This is a genomic window from Cellulosimicrobium sp. NPDC057862, from assembly GCF_042797035.1.
Classification (GTDB): Bacteria; Actinomycetota; Actinomycetes; order Actinomycetales; family Cellulomonadaceae; genus Cellulosimicrobium.
In genome coordinates, this window is record NZ_JBHVMH010000010.1 from 80918 (window position 1) to 102351 (window position 21434).

Consider the following 21434-nt stretch of genomic DNA (forward strand, 5'->3'; position numbering starts at 1 on the left):
GCGCGGGGCGCTGGGTCGCCCCGAGTGGACCGCGGTCCGGGCTACTCCTGTTCGGTGGTGCTGCCCTGCACCCGGACCGCGGTGTCCAGGCGGAGGTCGTGGACGGAACGCCCCACCCGGAGCCGGTAGGTCCCGGCCGGGAGGTGCCAGCGTCCGCTGTCGGTGTCCCACACCTCGAGCTGACGGCGGGGGACGGTCACGGTGACGTCGGCGGAGGCCCCCGCGGCGACGTCGACGACGGCGAACCCGCCGAGCCAGCGGACCGGGCGGTCGCGCTCGGCGACCGGGGCCGACGCGGGCGCGACCGGGGGTTCGACGTAGACCTGGACGACCTCGCGGCCGTCGCGGGGTCCGGTGTTGGCGACGCGGACCGTGAGGGTCGCGTCGCCGTCGGGCGTGCGGACCGGGTCGGACGACGCGTCGTACGACCACGTCGTCCAGCCCAGCCCGTGCCCGAAGGGTGCGGCGGGGACGGCGCCCGAGCGCTCCCACGCGCGGTAGCCGACGTGGACGCCGTCGGCGTACTCGACGACCCCCTGGTCGGGGACAGCGTGCGGGACGGGGACGTCGGCCTCGGTGGCCGGGAGGGTCCAGGGGAGGCGGCCGGCCGCCTCGACGTCGCCCGCGAGCACGTCCGCGATCGAGTGCCCGGCCTCCTGGCCGGGGAACCAGACCCACAGCACCGTGCGCGCGCGGTCGAGCCAGGGGAGCAGCACGGGCGCGCCCGCGTTCACGACGACGACCGCGTCCGGGTCGGCGTCGAGGACGCGCTCGACGAGCTCGTCCTGGCGACCAGGCAGCGCGAGCGACGTCCGGTCCCAGCCCTCGGACTCGACCTCCTCGTTCGTCCCGACGACGACGACGGTCAGGTCGGCCGCGCGGGCCGCCTCGACGGCGTCGGCGATCTCCTGCTCGGCGCTCGGCGCGGGGACACGGTGGCGCAGCTCCGCGCGGACGAGGTTGCCGTAGCCCTGGGCGCGGGTGACGAGGAGCGACGCGGTGATCCGCACGCGCCGCGGCGCGTCGACGTGCACGGTCGCGGGGGCGCCCGAGGGGTTGTTGATCGAGGAGTCGAGGATGACCTCGACGCCGGAGCGACGGTCGTCCTTCGCGACGACGACGCCGTCGATCTCGATCGAGTGGCCCGGCACCGTGCCGACCTCGAGCACGTGGTCGCCGGGCTCGTCGAGGAGGACGTCGACGTCGAGCACGACGGTGTCGACCTCGGCGGGCAGGTCGCGCAGGAACCCGTCCCAGCGGGGCAGGACGGACTTGCGGAGCGTCGTGCCCTCGGCGTCGAGCCAGGTCACCGCGACGGCGGCGCCGTCGGCGCTGCGCCCCTCCACGTCGAGGCGGGGGGCGAACCGGCGCGCGTCACCGCCGCGGGCCACCGTGAGCGTGGCGTCGGGCCAGCGCGCGGCCAGGCCCTCGGCGGGCGTGACGACGTGCGCGGGGTTGACGGTCGAGCTGCCGCCGCCGAGCACGTGCGGGCGCACGGCGTTGGGGCCGACGAGCGCGATCGACCGCGGCGCGGGACGGTCCCAGACGGGGTTCTCGGCGTCCGAGCGCAGGACGACGGTGCCCGCGGCGGCGGTGCGGCGCACCAGGGCCCGCAGGTCGCCGTCGTGCGTGACCGGGCGGGCGGGCTCGTCGAGCGCGCCGACGCGGCGCGCGAGCAGGAGGATGCGTGCGACCTTGTCGTCGATCTCGCTCTCGGCGACGCGGCCGTCCTCGACCGCGCGGACGAGGGCTTCCTCCCACGGGCCGCCCGGGCCGGGCATGACGACGTCGAGCCCGCCGTTCGCGGAGAGCTCGGTCGTGTGCGTCGCGACCCAGTCGGAGACCACGGCGCCGTCGAACCCGAGCTCGTCCTTGAGGACGTCGGTGAGCAGGTGCCGGTGCCCGGTCATGGGGCCGGACTCCACGCCGTCGTCCACCTGGTTGTAGGCCGCCATGACGGACCACGCGCCCGCCGCGACCGCGTCCTCGAACGGGGCGAGGTAGACCTCGCGCAGCACGCGGGGGTCGACGTGCGACACGTACGACGTGCGCTGGGTCTCGGAGTCGTTGGCGACGTAGTGCTTGACGCACGCGGCGACGCCCTGGTCCTGGAGGCCGCGCACGACGCCGGTGCCGATCTGCGCGGTGAGGTACGGGTCCTCGGAGTAGCACTCGAAGTGCCGGCCCCCGACGGGCGTGCGCTGGATGTTGACCTGGGGGGCGAGGACGACGTCGACGCCGTGCGTGCGCGCCTCGCGGGCGAACGCCTGCCCGGTCTCGTGCGCGGCGGCCCGGTCCCACGTCGCGCCGATCGCGCTGGGGGACGGGAAGAGGATCGAGGTCTCGCCCTCGACCTCGCTCGTGCCGCGGACCCCGACGGGGCCGTCGGACATGACGACGGGGCGCAGCCCGAGCTCGTCCTGGGCGTGCAGGCGCCACATGGACCGGCCGGTGAGGAGGCGGACCTTTTCGCGGAGGGGCAGCCCCTGCGCACGGGTGCGCAGGGTGTCGAGCTCCGCGGGGTCGCGCTCTCCCGCGAGGGACTGCGATGTCACGAACGTGCTCCTCGTCGTCGAGTCGTCTGTCGAGCGGAGAACTTACCGTGCAGTCAGTAAGTTGGCAAGAATCTGCGTTTCCGCAGGTCAGATCGATATCTCACCGTGACCTTCGGCGGGAGGGTGGCTCGGAGGCGCCGACGCGTGCGTAGGATCACCCCCGGACGGCGACGGACCGAGGACGTGCTCGGTGCACGGAACGCCGACGTCGGCGCCGACGGTGGCGCACCGGGGACCACGACGAGGAAGTGACGAGGCGATGACCACGAGCAGGCGGCGCCCCCGCGTGCGGGAGGAGACCCTCCGGCGCCGCGAGGAGATCCTCAAGGCCGCCATGGCGACCTTCGGGAGCAAGGGCTACCACAACGGCCCCCTGGCGGAGATCGCGGAGCAGGTCGACATGACCCACGCCGGGATCCTGCACCACTTCGGGTCCAAGGACCACCTGCTCCTCGAGGTGCTGCGCTACCGCGACGAGAGCGACGTCGCCGGCCTCGACGGGCAGCACATCCCGGGCGGCATCGACATGTTCCGCCACCTGGTCCGCACGGCGTTCCTCAACGCGCAGCGTGCCGGGATCGTGCAGACGTACGCCGTGCTCTCCGCGGAGTCCGTGACCGACGACCACCCCGCGCGCGCCTTCTTCGAGGGCCGGTACCGCACGCTGCGGAGCGAGGCCGTCGAGGCGTTCGAGGCGCTCTGCGCGGAGCGGGGCGTCGCCGTCCCCGCGAGCGTCCGGCACGCGTCGGCGTCGATCCTCGCCGTCATGGACGGGCTCCAGGTCCAGTGGCTCCTCGATCCCACGCAGGTGGACCTCGGCGAGGCGAGCCAGTTCGCGATCGAGGCGATCGTCGCCGCCGTGCTCGACCCTCGCCCGTCCCCGCTCGGGGCGCTCCCGGTGGCCTCCGAGGAGGGCGGCGGCACGGGTTCGGTCGACGCCGACGCCGACGTCAGGGTCGCGGACGCACGGCCCGTGGAGGCGGCGACCGCCTGACGCCCGGGGCTCGGCGCTCCTTCGGAGCCAGGTCCTGTCGCCTCGGTCCTTCGGTCCCGGCCGGTTGCGACCACGGGCCCTGGCCCCACGTCCCGGGCGGCGGCGAGGATCGAGGTCGTGCAGACCCTCGCCCAGGCGTTGACCACCCAGTCGGAGGCGGCCCGGAAGAAGGTCGGCTCGGCGAGACGCCCGGCGCGCTACCTCGTCGCCGCGATGCTCGCGGGTGCGTACATCGGCGTCGGCGTCGTGCTCATGGTCGCGACGGCCGGGCCCTTCCTCGCGGCCGGGTCGCCGGGGGAGCGGCTCGTCGCTGGCGGCGTGTTCGCCGCGGCGCTGACCCTCGTCGTGTTCGCCGGTGCCGAGCTCGCGACGTCCGCCATGATGATCCTCGCCCAGGGCGTCGCGACGCGCGCCGTCCGGGTGCGCGACGCCGTCCTCACCCTCGGCCTGTGCCTCGTCGGCAACCTCGCCGGCTCGATGCTCTTCGCGTTCGCGGTGACGAAGGCCGGAGTCCTGCACTCCAACGCGGCCGCGGGGGAGATGGTCGCGTCCATGCTGCGCGCGAAGGCCCACGAGACCGGCGGCGAGCTCTTCTTCCGCGGCGTCCTGTGCAACCTCCTCGTGTGCGCCGCGATCTGGGCGTGCGGTCGCCTGCGCTCCGAGGCGGGCAAGGCGATCGTCCTGTTCTGGGCGATCCTCGCGTTCATCGCCTCCGGCTTCGAGCACGTGGTCGCCAACATGACGACCTTCTCGCTCGGCCTCCTCGGCGACCTCGGCCCGACGACGTGGGCCGACTTCGCCCGCAACCTCACCTGGGTCGGCCTCGGCAACCTCGTCGGCGGCGCCCTCGTCGTCGGTCTCGCCTACGTCGTCGTCGCGGGCCCGACGCGAGACGCCGGGCGCGGTGCGCCCTCGACGGACGCGACCCCCAGGCCCGTCGTGCTTCCCGTGCCGGCGATCCGGCGCGCGACCGCGGCCCTCGACCGGAGCCACCGCGCGGGCTGACGCCGCGCCGCCCGGGCCCGCATGGCGGGACGGGCTTGGCCGGACCGCGGTACGCGTGCGTATCATCGATCGACCCACAAGCACCCGGCGGGCCGTTGAGAGAGACGGAGGCCGGCGACAGATGGAGCAGCACGTGGCACTTGTCGTGCAGAAGTACGGCGGTTCGTCGGTCTCGGACGCCGAGAGCATCAAGCGCGTGGCCAAGCGCATCGCGCAGACCAAGCGGGCCGGTCACGACGTCGTCGTCGTGGTCTCGGCGATGGGCGACACGACGGACGAGCTCATCGACCTCGCGCAGCAGGTCACCCCGCTCCCGCCGCAGCGCGAGATGGACATCCTCCTCACCGCGGGCGAGCGCATCTCGATGTCGCTGCTCGCGATGGCGATCAACAGCCTGGGCGTCAAGGCGAAGTCGTTCACGGGCCAGCAGGCCGGCGTCATCACCGACGCCGTGCACGGCAAGGCGCGCATCGTCGACGTCGTCCCGCACCGCATCCGGGAGACGATCGAGCGCGGCCAGGTCGCGATCGTCGCGGGCTTCCAGGGCGTCACGCAGTCGACGAACGACGTGACGACGCTCGGCCGCGGCGGGTCGGACACGACGGCCGTCGCGCTCGCCGCGGGCCTCGACGCCGACGTGTGCGAGATCTACACCGACGTGGACGGCATCTTCACCGCCGACCCGCGCATCGTGCCGAACGCACGCAAGATCGACCGCATCACGTACGAGGAGATGCTCGAGATGGCGGCGAGCGGGGCCAAGGTCCTCGCGCTGCGCTGCGTCGAGTACGGCCGCCGGTACGGCGTGCCGATCCACGTGCGCTCGTCGTTCAGCGGCAAGGAGGGCACGTTCGTGAGCGCGGACGCCTACTCCGCGCCCCGGCCCGCCGGCGCCGCTCCCAGCCCCGCAGACCTTCCCGAGGAGACCGTCATGGAAGACCCGATCATCTCCGGCGTCGCGCACGACCGCAGCGAGGCCAAGATCACCGTCGTCGGGGTGCCCGACGTGCCCGGGACGGCCGCGCGCATCTTCGAGGTCGTCGCGGGCTCGGGCGTGAACATCGACATGATCGTGCAGAACGTCTCGGCCGCCCGGACGGGCCTGACCGACATCTCGTTCTCGCTGCCCGAGGGCGACGGCCCGGCCGCGATGTCGGCGCTGTCCGCTCTCCAGGGCGAGATCGGGTTCGACTCGCTCCAGTTCGACGACCAGATCGGCAAGCTCTCGCTCGTCGGCGCGGGCATGAAGTCGCACCCGGGCGTCTCCGCGAAGCTCTTCGGTGCCCTGCGCGACGCGGGCATCAACATCGAGATGATCTCCACCTCCGAGATCCGCATCTCCGTCGTGACCCGCGAGGACTCGCTCGACGACGCGGTGCGCGCCGTGCACACCGCGTTCGAGCTCGACGCCGCCGACGGCGAGGCCGTCGTCTACGCCGGCACCGGCCGCTGAGAGGACGAGGAACCATGAGCACCGAGAACCGTCAGGGCCTCAATGTCGCCGTCGTCGGCGCGACCGGCCAGGTGGGCGCCGTCATGCGCCGCCTCCTCGACGAGCGGGACCTCCCCGTCGCGAGCATGCGCTACTTCGCGTCGGCGCGCTCCGCCGGGTCGACGCTCCCGTGGCGCGGGACCGACGTCGTGGTGGAGGACGTCGCCGCGACCTCGACCGACGACCTGCGCGGGATCGACGTCGCCCTGTTCTCCGCGGGCGGCGCGACCTCGAAGGCGCAGGCCGAGCGCTTCGCCGAGGCGGGCGCCGTCGTCATCGACAACTCGTCCGCGTGGCGCATGGACCCCGACGTCCCGCTCGTCGTGTCCGAGGTCAACCCCGCCGCGCTGCGCGAGGCGCGCAAGGGCATCATCGCCAACCCGAACTGCACGACCATGGCCGCGATGCCCGTGCTCAAGCCGCTCGCGGACGAGGCCGGGCTGGAGCGCCTGATCGTCGCGACGTACCAGGCCGTGTCCGGGGCCGGGCTCGCCGGCGCGGAGGAGCTGCGCGCCCAGGCCGTCGCGGGCGCGGCGGCCGAGGGCACGGGCGCCGGGCTCGTCGGGCTCGTGCACGACGGCGGCGCGGTCGCCCTCCCGGAGCCCGCGGTCTTCCCGCGCAACGTCGCGTTCAACGTCGTCCCGCTCGCCGGGTCGATCGTCGACGACGGGCAGGAGGAGACGGACGAGGAGAAGAAGCTCCGCAACGAGTCGCGCAAGATCCTCGGCCTGCCCGAGCTCGCGGTCGCCGGGACCTGCGTGCGCGTCCCGGTGTTCACCGGCCACTCGCTCGCGATCCACGCCGAGTTCGGCGCCGCGATCACGCCCGACCGCGCGCGCGAGATCCTGGCGTCCGCGCCGGGCGTCGCGCTCGCGGACGTCCCGAACCCGCTCGAGGCGGCCGGCAAGGACCCGTCGTTCGTCGGCCGCGTCCGCACCGACCAGTCCGTCCCCGGCGGGCGCGGGCTCGTGCTGTTCGTGTCGAACGACAACCTGCGCAAGGGCGCCGCGCTCAACGCGGTGCAGCTCGCCGAGCTCGTCGCGCAGGACCTCGACGCCGTCCGCGCCGCGTTCGCCCCGGCCCTCGCGAAGTAGAGCCCTGGTTCCGCGAGGTAGAGCCCTGGTCATCGACCAGGGCTCTACCTCGTGGCAGGAGGTCCGGGGCTCAGCCCTCGACCATGCGTGCCATGTTCTCGCCGTCGGCGAGGCCGACGATGTTGCCGGCCGGGTCGGTGAACCAGGCTCCGTCGCCACCCTCCATGAACCCGCGCACGATGCCCTTCTCGTCCTGGTCGAACCCCTCGTAGCGCTCGAACGTCACGCCCTTCGCGGTGAGCTCGTCGACGACCTGGTCCACGTCGTCGACGGTGAGGTGCATGACCGTGAAGGCGGCCGGCCGATGGTCCTCCTTCGGGTAGACGAACACGTCCGAGCCGCCGCCCAGGTGCAGCACCAGCCCGCCCCCGTCGTCGAGTGCCGTGACGGGGAGCCCGAGGGTGCTCCCGTAGAAATCGCGCGCCGCGTCGAGGTCGTCCGCCGAGAAGCTGGAGAACCCGCGCCGAATGGTGACCATCGTCGTCTCACTCCTTCGTGACCGCCGGCGGCCGGAGGGCGTGACCCGCCGCGGACGCCGGATCCTCCCAGGGTCCCACCAGCGGGCCGCCATGGGTACCGCCGAGGGCGGGTGAACGGTCCGTCGTCAGGGCGCCGCGCGGGTCCCGAGCGTCGGGGCGAGCAGCCACAGCGCGGCCGCGGCGAGCACGTGCCAGACGGCGTGGCCCTGGAGCGCGACGCCGACCGTCCCGTCCGCGTCGCACAGGGGCCACCCGGGACGCGTGAGCGTCCCGATCCCGCCGCCCACGGCGAGGAGGACGAGCGCGGTGACGGTGCGGCGTCGGACCGCGGGGCGACGCCACGCCCGCAGGGTGCTCGCACCCACGGCGACGGCGGCGGCGACCACCTGCGCGACGGTCGAGGCGGTGGGCGACGCCGCGGCGAGCGGCACGCCCAGCAGCGTCGGGGCGAGCCACCACCACGGCCGCAGCCGGCGCCCGGTGAGGTCCGCGACCGCGTCCGCGGCGACGAGCGCGAGCGCGCCGAGCAGCGGAGGGTCGTGCACGACCGGGTTCCACGCGGGCGACGGTCCGTGCTGGACCACGGACCCGATCCCGATCAGGGCGACCAGGATCCCGAAGGCGACGCGCAGGCGCGTGGCTGCTGCGGCGTCGGGCAGGGTCGTGCCCGACGGCGTGCTGCGGCGGGCGTGCAGCTCCGCCACCACGACGGCCGCGCCCGCCACGACGAACGCGAGGCTCGTCCAGGTGCTCAGCGGCTCGGCCCAGGGCGTCCCGCCTGCGAGCTCGCACGCTCCGTCCACACCGCCTCCCGCGAGATAGAGCCGTGGTCACCCCCAGGGTGCCTCCTCGCGTGACCGGGCTCCACCTCGGTGGACGGGCCTCGGCCGTGCGGAAGGGGGTTGCGGGATCGTCGGCATCTATGGTTCATTAGTTGAGTAATGAACCACAGAACGCGCGAGCCGGGAGAGGATGGGGCCCATGTTCGACGGACCGGAACCCATCTACCTCCAGATCGCGCAGATGATCCGGGCGCAGGTGCTCGCGGGCGAGCTCGCGGAGGAGGAGCAGGTCATGTCGACGACGCAGTTCGCGACGACGTTCCGCATCAACCCGGCGACGGCCGCCAAGGCGTTCGCCGGCCTGGTCGACGAGGGCGTCCTCTACAAGCGCCGCGGGCTCGGCATGTTCGTCGCGCCGGGGGCGCGTGAGCAGCTCCTCGCCGACCACCGCGCCCGGTTCTTCGACGAGGTCCTCGCGCCCGCGCTCGCGCAGGCCGACCTCCTCGACATCCCGACGGCCGAGATCGTGGACTACGTCCTCGGCCGAGCTCGCCCCGCCGGTCCGCCGGCGGACGGCGGCCCCCGCACCGGCCCGACCACCGACCCCACCCCGAGGTGAGACCCGTGACCGTCCGGCCCGCCAGCCACATCCCCGACCAGAACCCGGCCACCACGGCCCCGGAGCCGTTCGCGGTCGAGGTGCGCGACGTTGTCGTGCGCTACTCCCGCCGCGACGAGACGCGCGCTCTGGACGGGGCGTCCCTGACCGTCCGTCCCGGCGTCATCACCGGACTGCTGGGTCGCAACGGCGCGGGCAAGACGACGCTCGCGGCGCTGCTCGCCGCGTTCCGCCGACCTACGGACGGGACGGTGCGCGTGGGCCTGCCGGGCGAGCTCGAGGACCCGTTCGAGAACGTGTGGGCGACCATGCACACGCAGCTCGTCCGCGAGAGCGGCGACGTGTGGGAGACCGACAAGGCCCGGGACACGCTCGAGTACTACGCGGACCTGCGCCCGCACTGGGACGCCGACCTCGCCGCCCGCCTGCTCGACGAGCTCGAGGTCGACGTCCGCAAGAAGCCGACCGAGATGTCGCGCGGCAAGCGGTCCGCGCTCGGCGCGGTCATCGGCCTGGCCTCGCGCGCGCCCCTGACGATCTTCGACGAGGTCTACCTCGGCATGGACGCCCCGAGCCGCTACGCGTTCTACGACGCGCTCGTCGCCGACTACGCCGAGCACCCGCGCACGATCCTGCTGTCGAGCCATCTCATCACCGAGGTGGAGCGGCTCTTCGAGGACGTCGTGATCATCGACCGGGGGCGTGTCCTGCTCGCCGAGAACGCCGACGACGTCCGGGCCCGGGGCGTGAGCCTCACGGGCCCGGCCGAGGTGGTCGAGCGGCACGCGGCCGGTCGCGAGGTGCTCGCCCGGCAACGGCTCGGCGGCACGGCCCAGGTGACGCTCTTCGGCACGTTCGCCGAGGACGAGCGTGCCGCCGCGGTGGAGGCCGGGCTCGAGGTGGGCGCCGTGCCCGTGCAGGACCTGTTCGTCCACCTGACGCGCAACGGGCGCCCGGGTTCCGAGGCCGGGACGGAGACGACGAGATGACCGCCACGACCCAGCGCAGCGCCGAGCGCCGCGCCCTCGAGTCCGCCGCCCACCGGCGCGGCGTCAACGCCGTCGCCTGGTACTTCATCGGCGGCACCTGGTACGTCGGGGTCTGGTTCTGGGCCATCGCGCTCGCCGTCGGGGCGCTCGTGCTCTGGATCATGGAGCGCAACGACGACGTGAGCATCGAGGCCGTCGGAGGAGTTGCCGGCTCGGCGAAGTTCTTCCTCTTCGTGATGGGCATCATCCTGCCCCTCATGACGATCGCCGTGCACGTCGCGTCAGGCGGCACGCGCCGCTCGTACACGCACGGGCTGTGGATCGGCGCGGCCGTGTCGGGCATGACGTTCGGCGTCGCCACGGCGCTCGTGAAGTGGGGCGAGTGGGCGCTGTTCCGCCGCTCCGGGTGGTCGACGGCGCCGGAGCTCGCCCAGCTCTACGTCGACGGCTCGCAGGTGGGCCTGGCGATCCTCGTCGAGGGGCTCTTCTGCGTCGTGTACTACCTGGCCGGGATGGTCATCGCCGCCGGCTTCTACGGGTTCGGGTTCCTGCGCGGGGTGCTCCTCGTGCTCGCGTCGCTCGTCCCCGTGGTGGTGAGCGAGATCTTCCTGCGCTCCGGGTTCTTCGGCCACGCGCTCGCGCGCGTCGTCGGTCTCGACGGCACCCCCGTCGCGCTCGCCGTCCTCGGCGGCGTCGTCGGGGTCGTGCTCGCCGCCCTGCTCCTCCGCCTCGTCCTGCGAAGCGTCGCGATCCAACCGGTCGAGTTCGCCGCCAGCGCGAGCGCCTGACCGGCCCGCAGCACCACACCCAAGCCCTCCCGGGCGGCGCACCGCGCCGTCCGTGGGTGGCGCACACCCTCCAGGAGGCCAGCATGAGCACCGCTCCACCGCCCACCGGGGCTGCGACCGTCGCGTCGCCCGCCCCGACCGCCGTCGCGCAGGCCGGGACGCCGCCGGTCGTCGAGGTCCGGAACCTGCGCAAGACCTACCCGGGGCCCCGTGGCTCCGACACCCGTAAGGTCGCCGTCGAGGACGTGAGCTTCACCGTCACGCCGGGCGAGATCTTCGGCATCCTCGGCCCGAACGGTGCCGGCAAGACCACGACGGTCGAGTGCCTCGCCGGGCTGCGCGAGGCGGACGGTGGTGCGATCCGCGTCCTCGGGGTCGACCCGCAGGCCGACCCGGCCGCGGTGCGCGACGCCGTCGGCGTCCAGCTCCAGGAGGCCGCGCTCCACGAGAAGATCACGGTCGAGGAGGCGCTGCGCCTCTTCGCGTCCTTCTACGAGGCCCCGTCGGAGGTCGAGGAGCTGCTCGACCTCCTCGACCTCGCCGAGCACCGGCGCGTCGCGTTCGGCAAGCTCTCGGGCGGGCAGAAGCAGCGCCTGTCGATCGCGCTGGCGCTCGTCGGCGACCCGCGTGTCGCGGTCCTCGACGAGCTGACGACCGGCCTCGACCCGGCCGCCCGCCGTGCGACCTGGGAGCTCGTCGAGCGCGTGCGCGACCGCGGCGTGACGATCCTGCTCGTCACGCACTTCATGGAGGAGGCGGAGCGCCTGTGCGACCGGCTCGTCATCATCGACGGCGGCCGCGTGGTCGCGCAGGGCACGCCCGCGGAGCTCATCGACTCCGTCGACGCGTCGCGCACGGTCCGCCTGCGCGTGCCCCCGGCCGACCACGACCTCGCGCTCCACACGCTCGCCGGGCTCGCCGACGTCGAGCACGTCGAGGTGGACGGGCGCGAGATCGAGGTGACCGGGACACGCCGGGTGCTGCTCGCCGTCGTGCTCGCGCTCGCCGAGCAGGAGGTCGTGCCCGACGACGTCCGGACCGTCACGCGGACGCTCGAGGACGTGTTCGTCGCCGTGACCGGTCGGACCTACGACCACGCCGCGGACTCCGCGGCCCAGCCCGAGGGAGCCTCACGATGACCGCCGCGACCACGACCCTGACCCGCGTCCCGACCGCCCGCTCGGCGTGGCGAGGCTTCGGGACGCTCCTGAGGACCGAGGCCCGCCTGTTCCTGCGCGACGGCGCGGCCGTGTTCTTCGCGCTCATGTTCCCGACGGTCCTCCTCGTCGGTGTCGGGTTCGCGATCCCGGGCATGCGGGAGCCGATCACGGGGGCGGGCGCGCCCTGGGACGGGCTGACGGCGATCGCGACCTACGTGCCGATCGTCCTCGCCGCCGCGGTCGCGACGCCTGCGCTGACGACGATGCCCGTGACCTTCGCGACCGCCCGCGAGAAGGGGCTGCTCCGCCGGCTCTCGACGACCCCCATGCGCCCGCAGGGCGTCGTCGTCGCGCACCTGCTCATCAACCTCGGCGCGATCGCCGTGTCCGCGGTGCTCGCGCTCGTCGTGGGCCAGGTCGTGTTCGGCCTCGCCGCGCCCGTCAGCCCGCTGACGGTCGTGCTGGCCTTCGTGCTCACGGTCCTGTCCATGCTCTCCCTCGGCATGGTCGTCGCGGCGGTCGCCGCCAAGGGGAGCACCGCGTCGGCGATCGGCAACCTCGTCTACTTCCCGATGCTCTTCCTCTCGGGCATGTGGACGCCGGGGCCGATCATGCCCGACGTCGTGCGGGACATCGGGCAGTTCTCCCCGCTCGGGGCCGCCGCCCAGGCGATGTCCGCGGGCTGGTTCGAGACGGAGGTCCCCACGCTCCAGCTCGTGGTGATGGCCGCGTGGACCGCCGTGCTCCTCCCGCTCGCGGTGAAGCTCTTCCGCTGGAGCTGAGCCTCAGATCGCCCGCGAGCCCAGCTCGCGGGCGATCTCGGCGAAGGCGCGGACCTCGGCGGTCTCCCGGTCGCGCGACCAGACGAGCACCCACTCGGTGTCGGGGACGTCGACGATCGGCACGTAGACGACGCCCGGGTGCGTGTAGTACCGCCGGACGTGCGCGTTGAGCGGGGTGACCGCCTCGCCCGAGGCGACCGCCGTGAGCACCTCGTGGAACGTGCGCGCGACCGGCCCGCGCAGCACGGGTCGCCCGGCGGGCGTGCGGCGGGGCACCATCGCCTCCTCCCAGTACGAGGGGACGCCGGCGCCGAGGTCGAGCACGGTGTGGTCCCCGAGGACCTCGACCGAGACGCCGTCCTCGCCCGCCAGCGGGTGGCCCGCCGCGACGGCGAGGACGCGGCCCTCCGTGAGCACGCGCGGCCCCACGACGACGTCGGGCTCGCGGACGGGCGACCAGGTCACCTGGAGGTCGGCCACGCCCTCGCGCAGCGACCCGAACGGGTCCGAGAAGTGGAACTCACGACGCTCGACCGAGCACCCCGGGTGCCGGGCGGTGAACTCGTCGACCACCGGACCGAGCTCGTGGCCGACGATGCCCATCGCGGCGACGCGCAGGACCCCGACGGGGCGCTCGCCGGTGCGGCTCGCCGCGGCGATGCCGGACTGGATGAGCTCGTACCCCTGCCGCAGGTCGTCGCGCAGGCGGGCGCCCACCGGCGTGAGCTCGACGCGACGGCTCGTGCGCTCGAACAGGGTGGTCCCCATGCGGCGCTCCTGCCGGCTGATCGCCTGGCTGACGCGGGCGGGGGAGACGTGGAGTCGTTCCGCGGTCCGCCCGAAGTGCAGCTCGTCCGCGAGCGTCAGGAAGATCTCGATGTCCCTCAGGTCCACGTAGCCACCTCTGCCTCCGTCTCCGCGCACCGTTCACACCGGGTGAACGATCGCCCCAGCATGCGTCATTGATCCCGTATCGGCGGAATCCGAGGCTGGAGCCATGAGACGACTCACCTACTTCGTGGCCCTCTCCATCGACGGCTTCCTCTCCGGTCCCGACGACGAGGTCGACTTCTACCCGTCCTCCGACGCCTACAGCGCGCGCATGATCGACACGTTCCCGGACGTCCTGCCCACGCACGGGCGCCGCCAGCTCGGCGTCGACGACCAGCCCAACCGGACGTTCGACACCATCGTCATGGGACGGCGGACCTACGAGCCCGCGCTCGACCTCGGGATCACGAGCCCGTACGCGCACCTGCGCCAGTACGTCGTCTCGACGTCCCAGCCCGAGCTCGACCCCGCGGTGACGATCGTGCGCGACGACCCGGTCGGGCTCGTGCGCGCGCTCAAGGCCGAGGACTCCCCGCTCGACATCTATCTCGCGGGCGGCGGCGTCCTCGCGGGCGCGCTGCGCGACCAGATCGACCGGCTCGTCGTCAAGCTCTACCCGGTGGTCGCGGGCGCCGGGCGGAACGCGTTCGGCGCGGCCGCGTTCCGGCCCACGACCTACGACCTCATCGACGTCGCCACGTTCGACGGCGGCAACGCCGTCCTCACGTACGACCGTGCCTGAGCGCGTCCCGGCGCGCGTGCTCCGGCGCCGCGCGTCGATCCTCACAGCCCGCGCGGTCGTGACCGTCCGGCTCTTGCGGCCGCGCTGCCGCCGTCGTGCGCGCCGTCGGGCCGGAGCCGGAGCCGGAGGCGTCGGCGCGGTCCTCGACGATGCGCTCGTCGACCCGGACGGCGACTCCGGTCCCGGCCGCCGCTCCGGCCCCGGCCGCGGCCCGCGCCCACCCCGGGCGAGGCCGCGACGACGCACCTAGCCTGGCCGGCATGAGGCCGTTCCTGCTCCTCGCGTCCCGGGCGGAGGACCCTGCCGCGGACGGCGAGCACGCGGCCGTGCTCCGCTACTCCGGGCTCGGCGCCGGATCGCTGCACCGGGTGCGGATGGAGGCCGGGCCGCTCCCGGTGATCGACCTCGACGGCTACTCGGGGGTGATCGTCGGGGGCAGCCCGTTCGACTCGTCCCTGCCCGAGGCGGACAAGTCGTCGACCCAGCGGAGGGTCGAGCGCGAGCTCGCGCCGCTCCTGGACGAGGTCGTCGAGCGCGACGTCCCGTTCCTCGGCGCGTGCTACGGCGTCGGGACGCTCGGGCTGCACGAGGGCGCGGTCCTGGACGACACCTACGCCGAGCCGATCTCGCCCGTCACGATCCGGCTCACCGCCGAGGGTCGTGCGGACCCGTTGCTCGCCGACCTGCCCGACGCGTTCGAGGCGTACGTCGGGCACAAGGAGGCCGTGACCCGGCTGCCGTCGCACGCGGTGCTGCTCGCGACGTCGGACGCCTGCCCGGTCCAGATGTTCCGGGTCAAGGAGAACCTCTACGCGACCCAGTTCCACCCCGAGCTCGACCTCGACGGGATCCTCACGCGCATCGGCGTCTACCGGGACTACGGGTACTTCGCGCCCGAGACTGCGGGCGACGTCGAGGCGACGGTCCGCCGCGGCGACGTCTGGGCGCCGCACCGCATCCTCGCGGCGTTCGTCCGTCGCTACGCGCGCGACTGACGAGCATGCGCTCGTCGCAGGTCGAGCCTGCGAAAACTGCCCGTCCCGACGCGAGGGCGGGCAGCATCCGCATGCTCGGCGTGGACCGGGTCAGCGTGCGGCGGGCGCCATGTCCACGGACGTCTCGGCGGACCCGAGCGACTCGGCAGCCTCGAGGGCGACGGCGCGGCGGTGGGCCCGGACCGACCACGCGACGGCCGCCGCCCACACGACGGCGACGAACCCGAGCACGACGCCCTGGACGGCGCCGCTCGCGTCGACCCAGTCGGAGCGCAGGAGCGTGCGGACGTTCGTGAGCACGATGACGCCACCGACCGCCGAACCGAGGATCCGCGGCGGCAGGAGCCGCACGAGCCAGGCCGCGATCGGCGCGGCGACCAGGCCGCCGAGCAGCAGCGCGCCCACCCACAGCAGGTCGATGCCCTGCGAGCCCAGCGAGACGAGGAACCCGAGCGACGCGGCGACCGCGACGAGGAACTCGCTCGTGTCGATCGAGCCGATGACCTTGCGCGGCTCGATGCGTCCCGACGCGAGCAGCGCCGGCGTCCCCACGGGACCCCAGCCGCCGCCGCCCGTGGCGTCGACGAAGCCGGCGACCAGGCCGAGCGGAGCGAGGAACCGCTTGCGCAGCGGAAGGCCCTGTCGGCCCTTCGGCAGCCCGACGAACGTGAACCGCGACAGCACGTACACGCCGAGCGCCAGGAGGAGCAGCGACATGACCGGCGCGGCGAGCTCCGTCGACAGGTTCGACAGGAACGTCGCGCCCGCGAACGCGCCGATCGCGCCGGGGACGCCGATCCGCACGACGACCTTCCAGTCCACGTTCCCGAACCGCCAGTGCGCCGCACCGGACGCGAGCGTCGTCCCGATCTCCGCCAGGTGGATCGTCGCCGACGCCGCCGCGGGGTTGGTCCCGATCGCGAGCAGGAGCGTCGTCGACGTCACGCCGTACGCCATGCCGAGGCTGCCGTCGACGAGCTGCGCACCGAGGCCCACGAGGGCCAGCAGGATGAGGGTCCGCACCGCGTCTCCTTGCTCGGGTGGCCGGGGCGGCCCCGACGTGTCCAGACAAGGTTGACCGAACGAGTCCAGTATGTGAAGCGCCGACCACATCGTGGGCCAGTGTTAACGGCCGCGAGGGCTCAGCAGGTCAGGGGTTCTCCCAGGCATCGGCGCGGGCGGCGAGGGCGTGGACGTCGTGGGGGAGGTCGCGACGGACGACGTCGTCGATCGTGACCCTGTCGAGCACGTCGCGGACGCTCGCGCGGAGCGCGACCCAGACCTCGAGGAGCGCGGCCGCGGAGCCCTCGTACTCGAGGCTCGGGGGGCGCTCGTCGCGCACGGTGACGAGCGGTCCGTCCACGGCGCGGAAGACGTCGGCCAGGGTCACCTCGGACGCGGGGCGGGCCAGGCGGTGGCCGCCGGAACGGCCGCGGACGCTCGCGACGATTCCGGCGCGACGGAGGTCGCCGAGGATCCGTTCGAGGAAGCTGACGGGCAGGCCCTGGCCCGCCGCGAGGTCCTCTGCCCGCACGGGGTCGCCGTGGGGGGACGCGGCGAGCTCGGCGCACGCCCGAACCGCATAGTCAGCCTTCGCCGAGACACGCATGGGGACATTGTGCCGTGCGGACGGCGACGAACGGCGGCAGACGGTGGTGCGCGGTCGCTCCCGGGCACGATCTCACCCGCGCGGGCCGTGCTCACCGGATCGGGTTCCCCCTACGCTGTCACCCGTGGACGTGCGCGAACGCAACAACGTGCGGGTCATGGGGCTGGACGACGGCCCGACGATGGTCTTCGCGCACGGCTTCGGTTGCGACCAGTCGATGTGGCGCTTCGTCGCGCCCGTCTTCGCGGCGGACCACCGGGTCGTGCTCTTCGACCACTCGGGGTGCGGCGCGTCCCACCCGGCCTCGTGGGACCCCGCGCGGCACGCGGAGCTGGAGGGCTACGTCGCGGACATGATCGAGGTCGTGGAGGACGTCGCGGACGAGCCGGTGATCCTCGTGGGCCACTCGGTGAGCGCCGTGATCGCCCTCCTCGCCGCGGCGGACCGGCCCGACCTCGTCGACCGCCTCGTGCTCGTGGGGCCGAGCCCCCGGTACATCGACGACGACGGGTATCGCGGCGGGTTCTCGGCGGAGGAGATCGACGAGCTGCTCGAGACCATGGACGCGAACTACCTCGGCTGGACGCAGGCGATGGCGCCCGTGATCGTCGGGAACCCCGACCGCCCGGCGCTGGGAGACGAGCTCGCGGAGGTCTTCCGCCGGAACGACCCGGCGATCGCGCGCCAGTTCGCGCGCGTGACGTTCCTCGGCGACAACCGGGCGGACCTGGCGCGGGTGCGGACCCCGAGCCTCGTCGTGCAGAGCCGGGAGGACGTCATCGCCCCGCAGGCGGTGGGCCGGTACGTGCACGCGCACCTGCCGGGGAGCGAGCTCGTCGTCATCGACTCGGTCGGGCACTGCCCCAACCTCTCGCACCCGGCGCTCCTCGTGCGGGCCATGCGCGACTGGCTCGGGGGCCCCTGATGGTGATGTCGCGCGGCGAGCGCTGGGTGCTCGCTCCCGTCGCGCTCCTGCTCCTCGACGCGGAGGGGCGGGTGCTCGACGCGAACGACGAGCTCCTGCGGCTGCTGGACGTGCCGGACGTGGAGGCGGTCGCCGGGCGGCGGCTCGCGGACCTGCTCACGGTGGGTGGCCGCATCTACTGGGAGACGCACCTCGGCCCGCGCCTGCACATCGAGGGGCGGGTCGACGAGGTCGCGGTGGAGCTGCGGACGCCGCGGGGGCGCGAGCCCGTGCTGCTCACGGCGATCGGGCGCGAGGTCCGCGGCGAGCGCCTCGTCGAGGTCGCGATGCTCGGGGCGCGCGAGCGGTCCCGGTTCGAGCAGGAGCTCGTGGCGGCCCGGCGTGCGGCGGAGGAGGCCGAGCGGCGGGTGCGCCTGCTGCACGGGATCGCCGCCGACCTGGCGAGCGTCGCCGGTCTCGACGGCGTCGCGTGGGTCCTGCTCCGCGCCGCGGTGACGATGCTCGGGGCGGGCGACGCTGCCCTCTGGACGCCTCAGGAGGGCGGGCCGCTCCGCCGGTGGGGCGGCGCAGCGGGGGTGACCGCCCCGACGATCGACGAGCTGGCCGAGGCGGGCGTGCGCGCCGACGGGACCGTCGTCGTCCCGCTGCGCACGGCCGGGGCGCTGCTGGGCGTCCTCGCCCTGGAGCCGCGCCGGGCGGCGGGCTCGGAACCTGTCGACCTGGGCACGGCCGCCGCGGCCGGTCAGCTCGCGGCGCTCGCGCTGGCGCGGGCGACGACCCACGAGCAGAGCGTGTCGGTCGCGAGCGAGCTCCAGGGCGCGATGCTCTCGGACGGGATCGTCGCCGACCCCCACGTGGAGATCGCGGCCTGCTACCGCCCGGGTGTCCACGACCTCCAGGTCGGCGGCGACTGGTACGACACGTTCCGCGTCGCCCCCGACGTCGTCGCGCTCTCGGTCGGGGACGTGGTGGGACGCGGGCTCAAGGCCGCGACCGCGATGGGGCAGCTCCGGACGGCGGTCCGCGCGGCGTCGGACACGGGCCTGCCGCCGGAGGAGGTGGTGGAGCGGCTCGACCGCTTCGTCGACCGGACGGGCACCGGCTTCATGGCGAGCCTCGTGTACGGCGAGCTCGAGCTGCTCGAGGGGGTGCTGCGCTACACGTGCGCCGGCCACCTGCCGCCCTTGCTCGTGCGCGCGGACGGGTCGGCGGGCTACCTGTGGGAGGCGCGGTCCACACCGTTGGGCGTCCGGGGCACGACGCCGCGCGTCGCCGACACCGTCACGCTCGCCCCGGGCGACCTGCTGCTCCTCTTCACCGACGGCGTGGTCGAGCGGCGCGACCGGCCGCTCGCGCTGGCGCTCGACGAGCTCGCGGAGATCGTCACGAACGCCCTCGGGGCCGGGCTGAGCGGTGCGGAGCTGCTGGAGGCGGTCGTCGCGCGCGCGCCGGAGGACGACGACGCGTGCCTGCTCGCGCTGCGCTGGCTCGGCCCGGAGGCGTCGGGCGCGTCCGCGACGGAGACGTCGCGCGTGGCGTCAGCGGACGAAGAAGGGGCCGGCTGAGGGGTCGGCGAGCCGGCCCAGCGCGTGGCCGAGGCGCTCGACGGTGGAGCGCGCGAGGTCGTCGGGCAGGTCGTCCGGGGCGAACCACGCGACCGCGAGCGACTCGTCGTCCGCGACGTGCGCCGCCGCCGCGGCGGCGGGGGAGACCGGCCGGCACAGGAACGCGAGGTCGAGGTACTGCGAGCGGTCGCCGTTGGGGTACTCGACCGGCTCGGTGACGGTCACCGCGACGAGGCTGTCCACGACGACCTCGACGCCCGTCTCCTCGCGCACCTCGCGCACGAGCCCGACCGCGGGGTCCTCGCCGGGCTCGAGGATCCCGCTGATCACGGCCCACTGCCCGGTGTCGGCGCGCTGCCCGAGCAGCAGGCGGCCGTCGTCGTCCACCACGACGGCGGACACCCCCGGCATCCACAGCAGGTCGGTCCCGACGCGGGACCGGAGGGCGGCGACGAACTCGGGGATCGGCATGCCCCGAGCCTAGGCTCGCCCGCCGGTCCCGACCGACCGGCACGTGAGACGCGCCGTCCGACCCGCGGAGCCCCTGTGCTACGGTCACCCGGTGACTTCTCAGTGGTATTGGCGCTTTACGCAGGCTCCCGGTGGGGCCGTGCGGGCGTTCGCCTGACCACAGATCACCACCCGGAGCCAGCACAGGGCCTTGGACGCGGACCGCGTCCGGGCCCTTCGTCGTGAGACGGGCCGCTCCGGGACCACGGGCGGCAGCAGGCCGGTGAAGCGCCGCTGGGCACCGCTGGGCATTCCGACTCACGGCGGTCCCCGACCCCCGCCGCACAGACCAGGAGCCTCCCGTGACCAGCACGACCACCCAGCCTGAACCCGCGACGTCCGATCAGCTGACGAGTACCGTCGACCCCGTGGACAGCCCCGAGCTCCAGGCCCGCACGAGCGACCTGCGGGTCCGCGCGCTCGACGCGCTCCCCGCACCGCGCACGATGCTCGCCGACCTGCCGCTCGGCGCGACGCGCAGCGACCTCGTGACCACGTCGCGCCGCGAGGTGCGCGACGTCCTCGCGGGCGACGACGACCGCCTCCTCGTCATCGTCGGCCCCTGCTCGGTGCACGACCCCGAGGCCGCGCTCGAGTACGCGGGCCGCCTGGCCGCCGTCGCGCACGAGCTCGCCGACGACCTCATGGTCGTCATGCGCGTGTACTTCGAGAAGCCGCGCACCACGGTGGGCTGGAAGGGCCTCATCAACGACCCGCACCTGGACGGGTCGCACGACGTGCACCACGGCCTGCGCCTCGCGCGCGAGGTGCTGCTGGGCGTCCTCGACGCCGGCGTCCCGGCCGCGTGCGAGTTCCTCGAGCCGACGAGCCCGCAGTACATCGCCGACGCCGTGTCGTGGGGCGCGATCGGCGCGCGCAACGCGGAGTCGCAGGTGCACCGCCAGCTCGCCTCCGGCCTGTCGATGCCGGTCGGGTTCAAGAACGCGACGGACGGCGACGTGCAGATCGCGGTCGACGGCTGCATCACCGCGGCGAGCGAGCACACGTTCTTCGGCATGGACTCGCTCGGACGCGCCGCGGCCGTCGAGACGGCGGGCAACCCGGACTGCCACGTCATCCTGCGCGGCGGGCGCTCCGGCCCCAACTACGGGGCCGACGACGTCGCGGCGGCGCTCGCGGTCGCACGCACCTCCGGCCAGGGCGGGGTCACGGAGCACGGGCTGGTCGTGGACGCCTCGCACGGCAACTCGGGCAAGAGCCACGTGCGCCAGGCCGAGGTCGTGCGCGAGGTCTCGGCGCGGCTCGCCGAGGGTGAGCAGGGGATCACCGGGCTCATGATGGAGAGCTTCCTCGTGGCAGGCGCGCAGAAGCCCGCGCCGAGCGGCCTCGTGTACGGGCAGTCGGTCACCGACGCGTGCATCGACTGGGAGACCACCGCGGGCCTGCTGCGCGAGCTCGCCGGCGCGGTGCGCACCCGTCGCGCGCTCTGACACGGTCCGGGCGACCTCCCATCCGCGGGGGCGTCGGCACCGAACCCTGAGCGTCTCGGACGGTCCG

The 21434-nt window shown here is 74.1% G+C and carries 21 protein-coding genes; 14 read left to right on the top strand and 7 right to left on the bottom strand.

Annotation, left to right across the window (positions count from 1 at the left end; all coding sequences use genetic code 11):
• Positions 1–41: 41 nt before the first annotated feature.
• Positions 42–2555, bottom strand: a complete 2514-nt coding sequence (locus ACFVN3_RS13730; protein WP_378233430.1) for a beta-glucosidase — start codon at positions 2553–2555, stop codon at positions 42–44.
• A gap of 259 nt (positions 2556–2814) precedes the next feature.
• Here ACFVN3_RS13730 and ACFVN3_RS13735 point away from each other — a divergent pair, with 259 nt between their 5' ends.
• The 4 genes from ACFVN3_RS13735 to ACFVN3_RS13750 all read left to right on the top strand — a co-directional run bounded on the left by ACFVN3_RS13735 (position 2815) and on the right by ACFVN3_RS13750 (position 7140).
• A complete protein-coding gene (locus tag ACFVN3_RS13735) occupies positions 2815–3549 on the top strand; it encodes a TetR/AcrR family transcriptional regulator (protein ID WP_378233431.1) in 735 nt (244 codons plus the stop codon).
• A 117-nt stretch (positions 3550–3666) separates the two neighbouring features.
• Positions 3667–4554, top strand: coding sequence for a formate/nitrite transporter family protein (locus tag ACFVN3_RS13740; RefSeq protein WP_378233432.1), 888 nt, complete (start codon positions 3667–3669; stop codon positions 4552–4554).
• A 133-nt stretch (positions 4555–4687) separates the two neighbouring features.
• Positions 4688–6007, top strand: a complete 1320-nt coding sequence (locus ACFVN3_RS13745) for an aspartate kinase (RefSeq protein WP_378233516.1) — start codon at positions 4688–4690, stop codon at positions 6005–6007.
• Between the two features lie 14 nt (positions 6008–6021).
• On the top strand, positions 6022–7140 hold the full coding sequence (locus ACFVN3_RS13750; protein WP_378233433.1) for an aspartate-semialdehyde dehydrogenase: 1119 nt from the start codon (positions 6022–6024) through the stop codon (positions 7138–7140).
• Between the two features lie 70 nt (positions 7141–7210).
• On the opposite strand, the gene ACFVN3_RS13755 is transcribed toward ACFVN3_RS13750, so the two are convergent.
• Entirely contained in the window at positions 7211–7618 is a 408-nt protein-coding gene (locus ACFVN3_RS13755; RefSeq protein WP_047232276.1) for a VOC family protein, read from the bottom strand.
• 126 nt (positions 7619–7744) lie between these two features.
• A complete protein-coding gene (locus ACFVN3_RS13760) occupies positions 7745–8422 on the bottom strand; it encodes a hypothetical protein (RefSeq protein WP_378233435.1) in 678 nt (225 codons plus the stop codon).
• Positions 8423–8600: 178 nt separating this feature from the next.
• Between ACFVN3_RS13760 and ACFVN3_RS13765 the strand changes: the two genes are divergently transcribed.
• The 5 genes from ACFVN3_RS13765 to ACFVN3_RS13785 all read left to right on the top strand — a co-directional run bounded on the left by ACFVN3_RS13765 (position 8601) and on the right by ACFVN3_RS13785 (position 12739).
• Complete coding sequence (locus ACFVN3_RS13765; RefSeq protein WP_378233436.1) at positions 8601–9020, top strand: GntR family transcriptional regulator; 420 nt, start codon at positions 8601–8603, stop codon at positions 9018–9020.
• A 5-nt stretch (positions 9021–9025) separates the two neighbouring features.
• A complete protein-coding gene (locus ACFVN3_RS13770; protein WP_378233437.1) occupies positions 9026–10009 on the top strand; it encodes an ATP-binding cassette domain-containing protein in 984 nt (327 codons plus the stop codon).
• A complete protein-coding gene (locus ACFVN3_RS13775) occupies positions 10006–10797 on the top strand; it encodes a hypothetical protein (protein WP_378233439.1) in 792 nt (263 codons plus the stop codon). Before ACFVN3_RS13770 ends, ACFVN3_RS13775 begins: the two co-directional genes overlap by 4 nt.
• 83 nt (positions 10798–10880) lie before the next feature.
• Positions 10881–11936: an ABC transporter ATP-binding protein gene (locus ACFVN3_RS13780; RefSeq protein ID WP_378233440.1), complete on the top strand. Its 1056-nt coding sequence runs from the start codon at positions 10881–10883 to the stop codon at positions 11934–11936.
• A complete protein-coding gene (locus ACFVN3_RS13785; RefSeq protein ID WP_378233442.1) occupies positions 11933–12739 on the top strand; it encodes an ABC transporter permease in 807 nt (268 codons plus the stop codon). The genes ACFVN3_RS13780 and ACFVN3_RS13785 overlap by 4 nt, the downstream gene beginning before the upstream one ends.
• A 3-nt stretch (positions 12740–12742) precedes the next feature.
• Here the strand turns inward: ACFVN3_RS13785 and ACFVN3_RS13790 are convergent, their stop codons facing one another.
• Positions 12743–13633 carry a LysR family transcriptional regulator gene (locus tag ACFVN3_RS13790; protein WP_378233443.1) on the bottom strand — a complete coding sequence of 297 codons (891 nt, stop codon included), beginning with the start codon at positions 13631–13633 and terminating at the stop codon, positions 12743–12745.
• Positions 13634–13736: 103 nt separating this feature from the next.
• Here ACFVN3_RS13790 and ACFVN3_RS13795 point away from each other — a divergent pair, with 103 nt between their 5' ends.
• Both ACFVN3_RS13795 and ACFVN3_RS13800 read left to right on the top strand, forming a co-directional pair.
• Positions 13737–14312, top strand: coding sequence for a dihydrofolate reductase family protein (locus ACFVN3_RS13795; protein WP_378233444.1), 576 nt, complete (start codon positions 13737–13739; stop codon positions 14310–14312).
• A 260-nt stretch (positions 14313–14572) separates the two neighbouring features.
• Complete coding sequence (locus tag ACFVN3_RS13800) at positions 14573–15307, top strand: glutamine amidotransferase (protein ID WP_378233446.1); 735 nt, start codon at positions 14573–14575, stop codon at positions 15305–15307.
• Between the two features lie 90 nt (positions 15308–15397).
• Here ACFVN3_RS13800 and ACFVN3_RS13805 read toward each other — a convergent pair whose 3' ends face one another.
• Positions 15398–16330 carry a sulfite exporter TauE/SafE family protein gene (locus tag ACFVN3_RS13805; RefSeq protein WP_378233447.1) on the bottom strand — a complete coding sequence of 311 codons (933 nt, stop codon included), beginning with the start codon at positions 16328–16330 and terminating at the stop codon, positions 15398–15400.
• Between the two features lie 127 nt (positions 16331–16457).
• Positions 16458–16916 (bottom strand): RrF2 family transcriptional regulator, encoded by a 459-nt coding sequence (locus tag ACFVN3_RS13810; protein ID WP_378233448.1) that lies wholly within the window; start codon positions 16914–16916, stop codon positions 16458–16460.
• 124 nt (positions 16917–17040) lie between these two features.
• On the opposite strand from ACFVN3_RS13810, the gene ACFVN3_RS13815 reads away from it, so the two are divergent.
• The gene (locus tag ACFVN3_RS13815) at positions 17041–17841 is read left to right on the top strand and encodes an alpha/beta fold hydrolase (protein WP_378233450.1); all 801 of its coding nucleotides are present in this window, start codon (positions 17041–17043) and stop codon (positions 17839–17841) included.
• The gene (locus tag ACFVN3_RS13820) at positions 17841–19406 is read left to right on the top strand and encodes a SpoIIE family protein phosphatase (RefSeq protein ID WP_378233451.1); all 1566 of its coding nucleotides are present in this window, start codon (positions 17841–17843) and stop codon (positions 19404–19406) included. The genes ACFVN3_RS13815 and ACFVN3_RS13820 overlap by 1 nt, the downstream gene beginning before the upstream one ends.
• Here the strand turns inward: ACFVN3_RS13820 and ACFVN3_RS13825 are convergent.
• Positions 19380–19877, bottom strand: a complete 498-nt coding sequence (locus ACFVN3_RS13825) for an NUDIX domain-containing protein (RefSeq protein WP_378233452.1) — start codon at positions 19875–19877, stop codon at positions 19380–19382. The two genes, ACFVN3_RS13820 and ACFVN3_RS13825, sit on opposite strands and share 27 nt — an antisense overlap.
• Before the next feature lie 386 nt (positions 19878–20263).
• On the opposite strand from ACFVN3_RS13825, the gene ACFVN3_RS13830 reads away from it, so the two are divergent.
• Positions 20264–21367 (top strand): 3-deoxy-7-phosphoheptulonate synthase, encoded by a 1104-nt coding sequence (locus ACFVN3_RS13830; RefSeq protein ID WP_378233517.1) that lies wholly within the window; start codon positions 20264–20266, stop codon positions 21365–21367.
• Positions 21368–21434 lie beyond the last annotated feature (67 nt).

Coding starts and splice junctions, on each gene's coding strand:
- ACFVN3_RS13765 (WP_378233436.1), top strand. CDS start 8,601: ATGTTCGACGGACCGGAACCCATCTACCTCCAGATCGCGCAGATGATC.
- ACFVN3_RS13750 (WP_378233433.1), top strand. CDS start 6,022: ATGAGCACCGAGAACCGTCAGGGCCTCAATGTCGCCGTCGTCGGCGCG.
- ACFVN3_RS13735 (WP_378233431.1), top strand. CDS start 2,815: ATGACCACGAGCAGGCGGCGCCCCCGCGTGCGGGAGGAGACCCTCCGG.
- ACFVN3_RS13785 (WP_378233442.1), top strand. CDS start 11,933: ATGACCGCCGCGACCACGACCCTGACCCGCGTCCCGACCGCCCGCTCG.
- ACFVN3_RS13820 (WP_378233451.1), top strand. CDS start 17,841: ATGGTGATGTCGCGCGGCGAGCGCTGGGTGCTCGCTCCCGTCGCGCTC.
- ACFVN3_RS13810 (WP_378233448.1), bottom strand. CDS start 16,916: ATGCGTGTCTCGGCGAAGGCTGACTATGCGGTTCGGGCGTGCGCCGAG.
- ACFVN3_RS13775 (WP_378233439.1), top strand. CDS start 10,006: ATGACCGCCACGACCCAGCGCAGCGCCGAGCGCCGCGCCCTCGAGTCC.
- ACFVN3_RS13755 (WP_047232276.1), bottom strand. CDS start 7,618: ATGGTCACCATTCGGCGCGGGTTCTCCAGCTTCTCGGCGGACGACCTC.
- ACFVN3_RS13780 (WP_378233440.1), top strand. CDS start 10,881: ATGAGCACCGCTCCACCGCCCACCGGGGCTGCGACCGTCGCGTCGCCC.
- ACFVN3_RS13795 (WP_378233444.1), top strand. CDS start 13,737: ATGAGACGACTCACCTACTTCGTGGCCCTCTCCATCGACGGCTTCCTC.
- ACFVN3_RS13825 (WP_378233452.1), bottom strand. CDS start 19,877: ATGCCGATCCCCGAGTTCGTCGCCGCCCTCCGGTCCCGCGTCGGGACC.
- ACFVN3_RS13800 (WP_378233446.1), top strand. CDS start 14,573: ATGAGGCCGTTCCTGCTCCTCGCGTCCCGGGCGGAGGACCCTGCCGCG.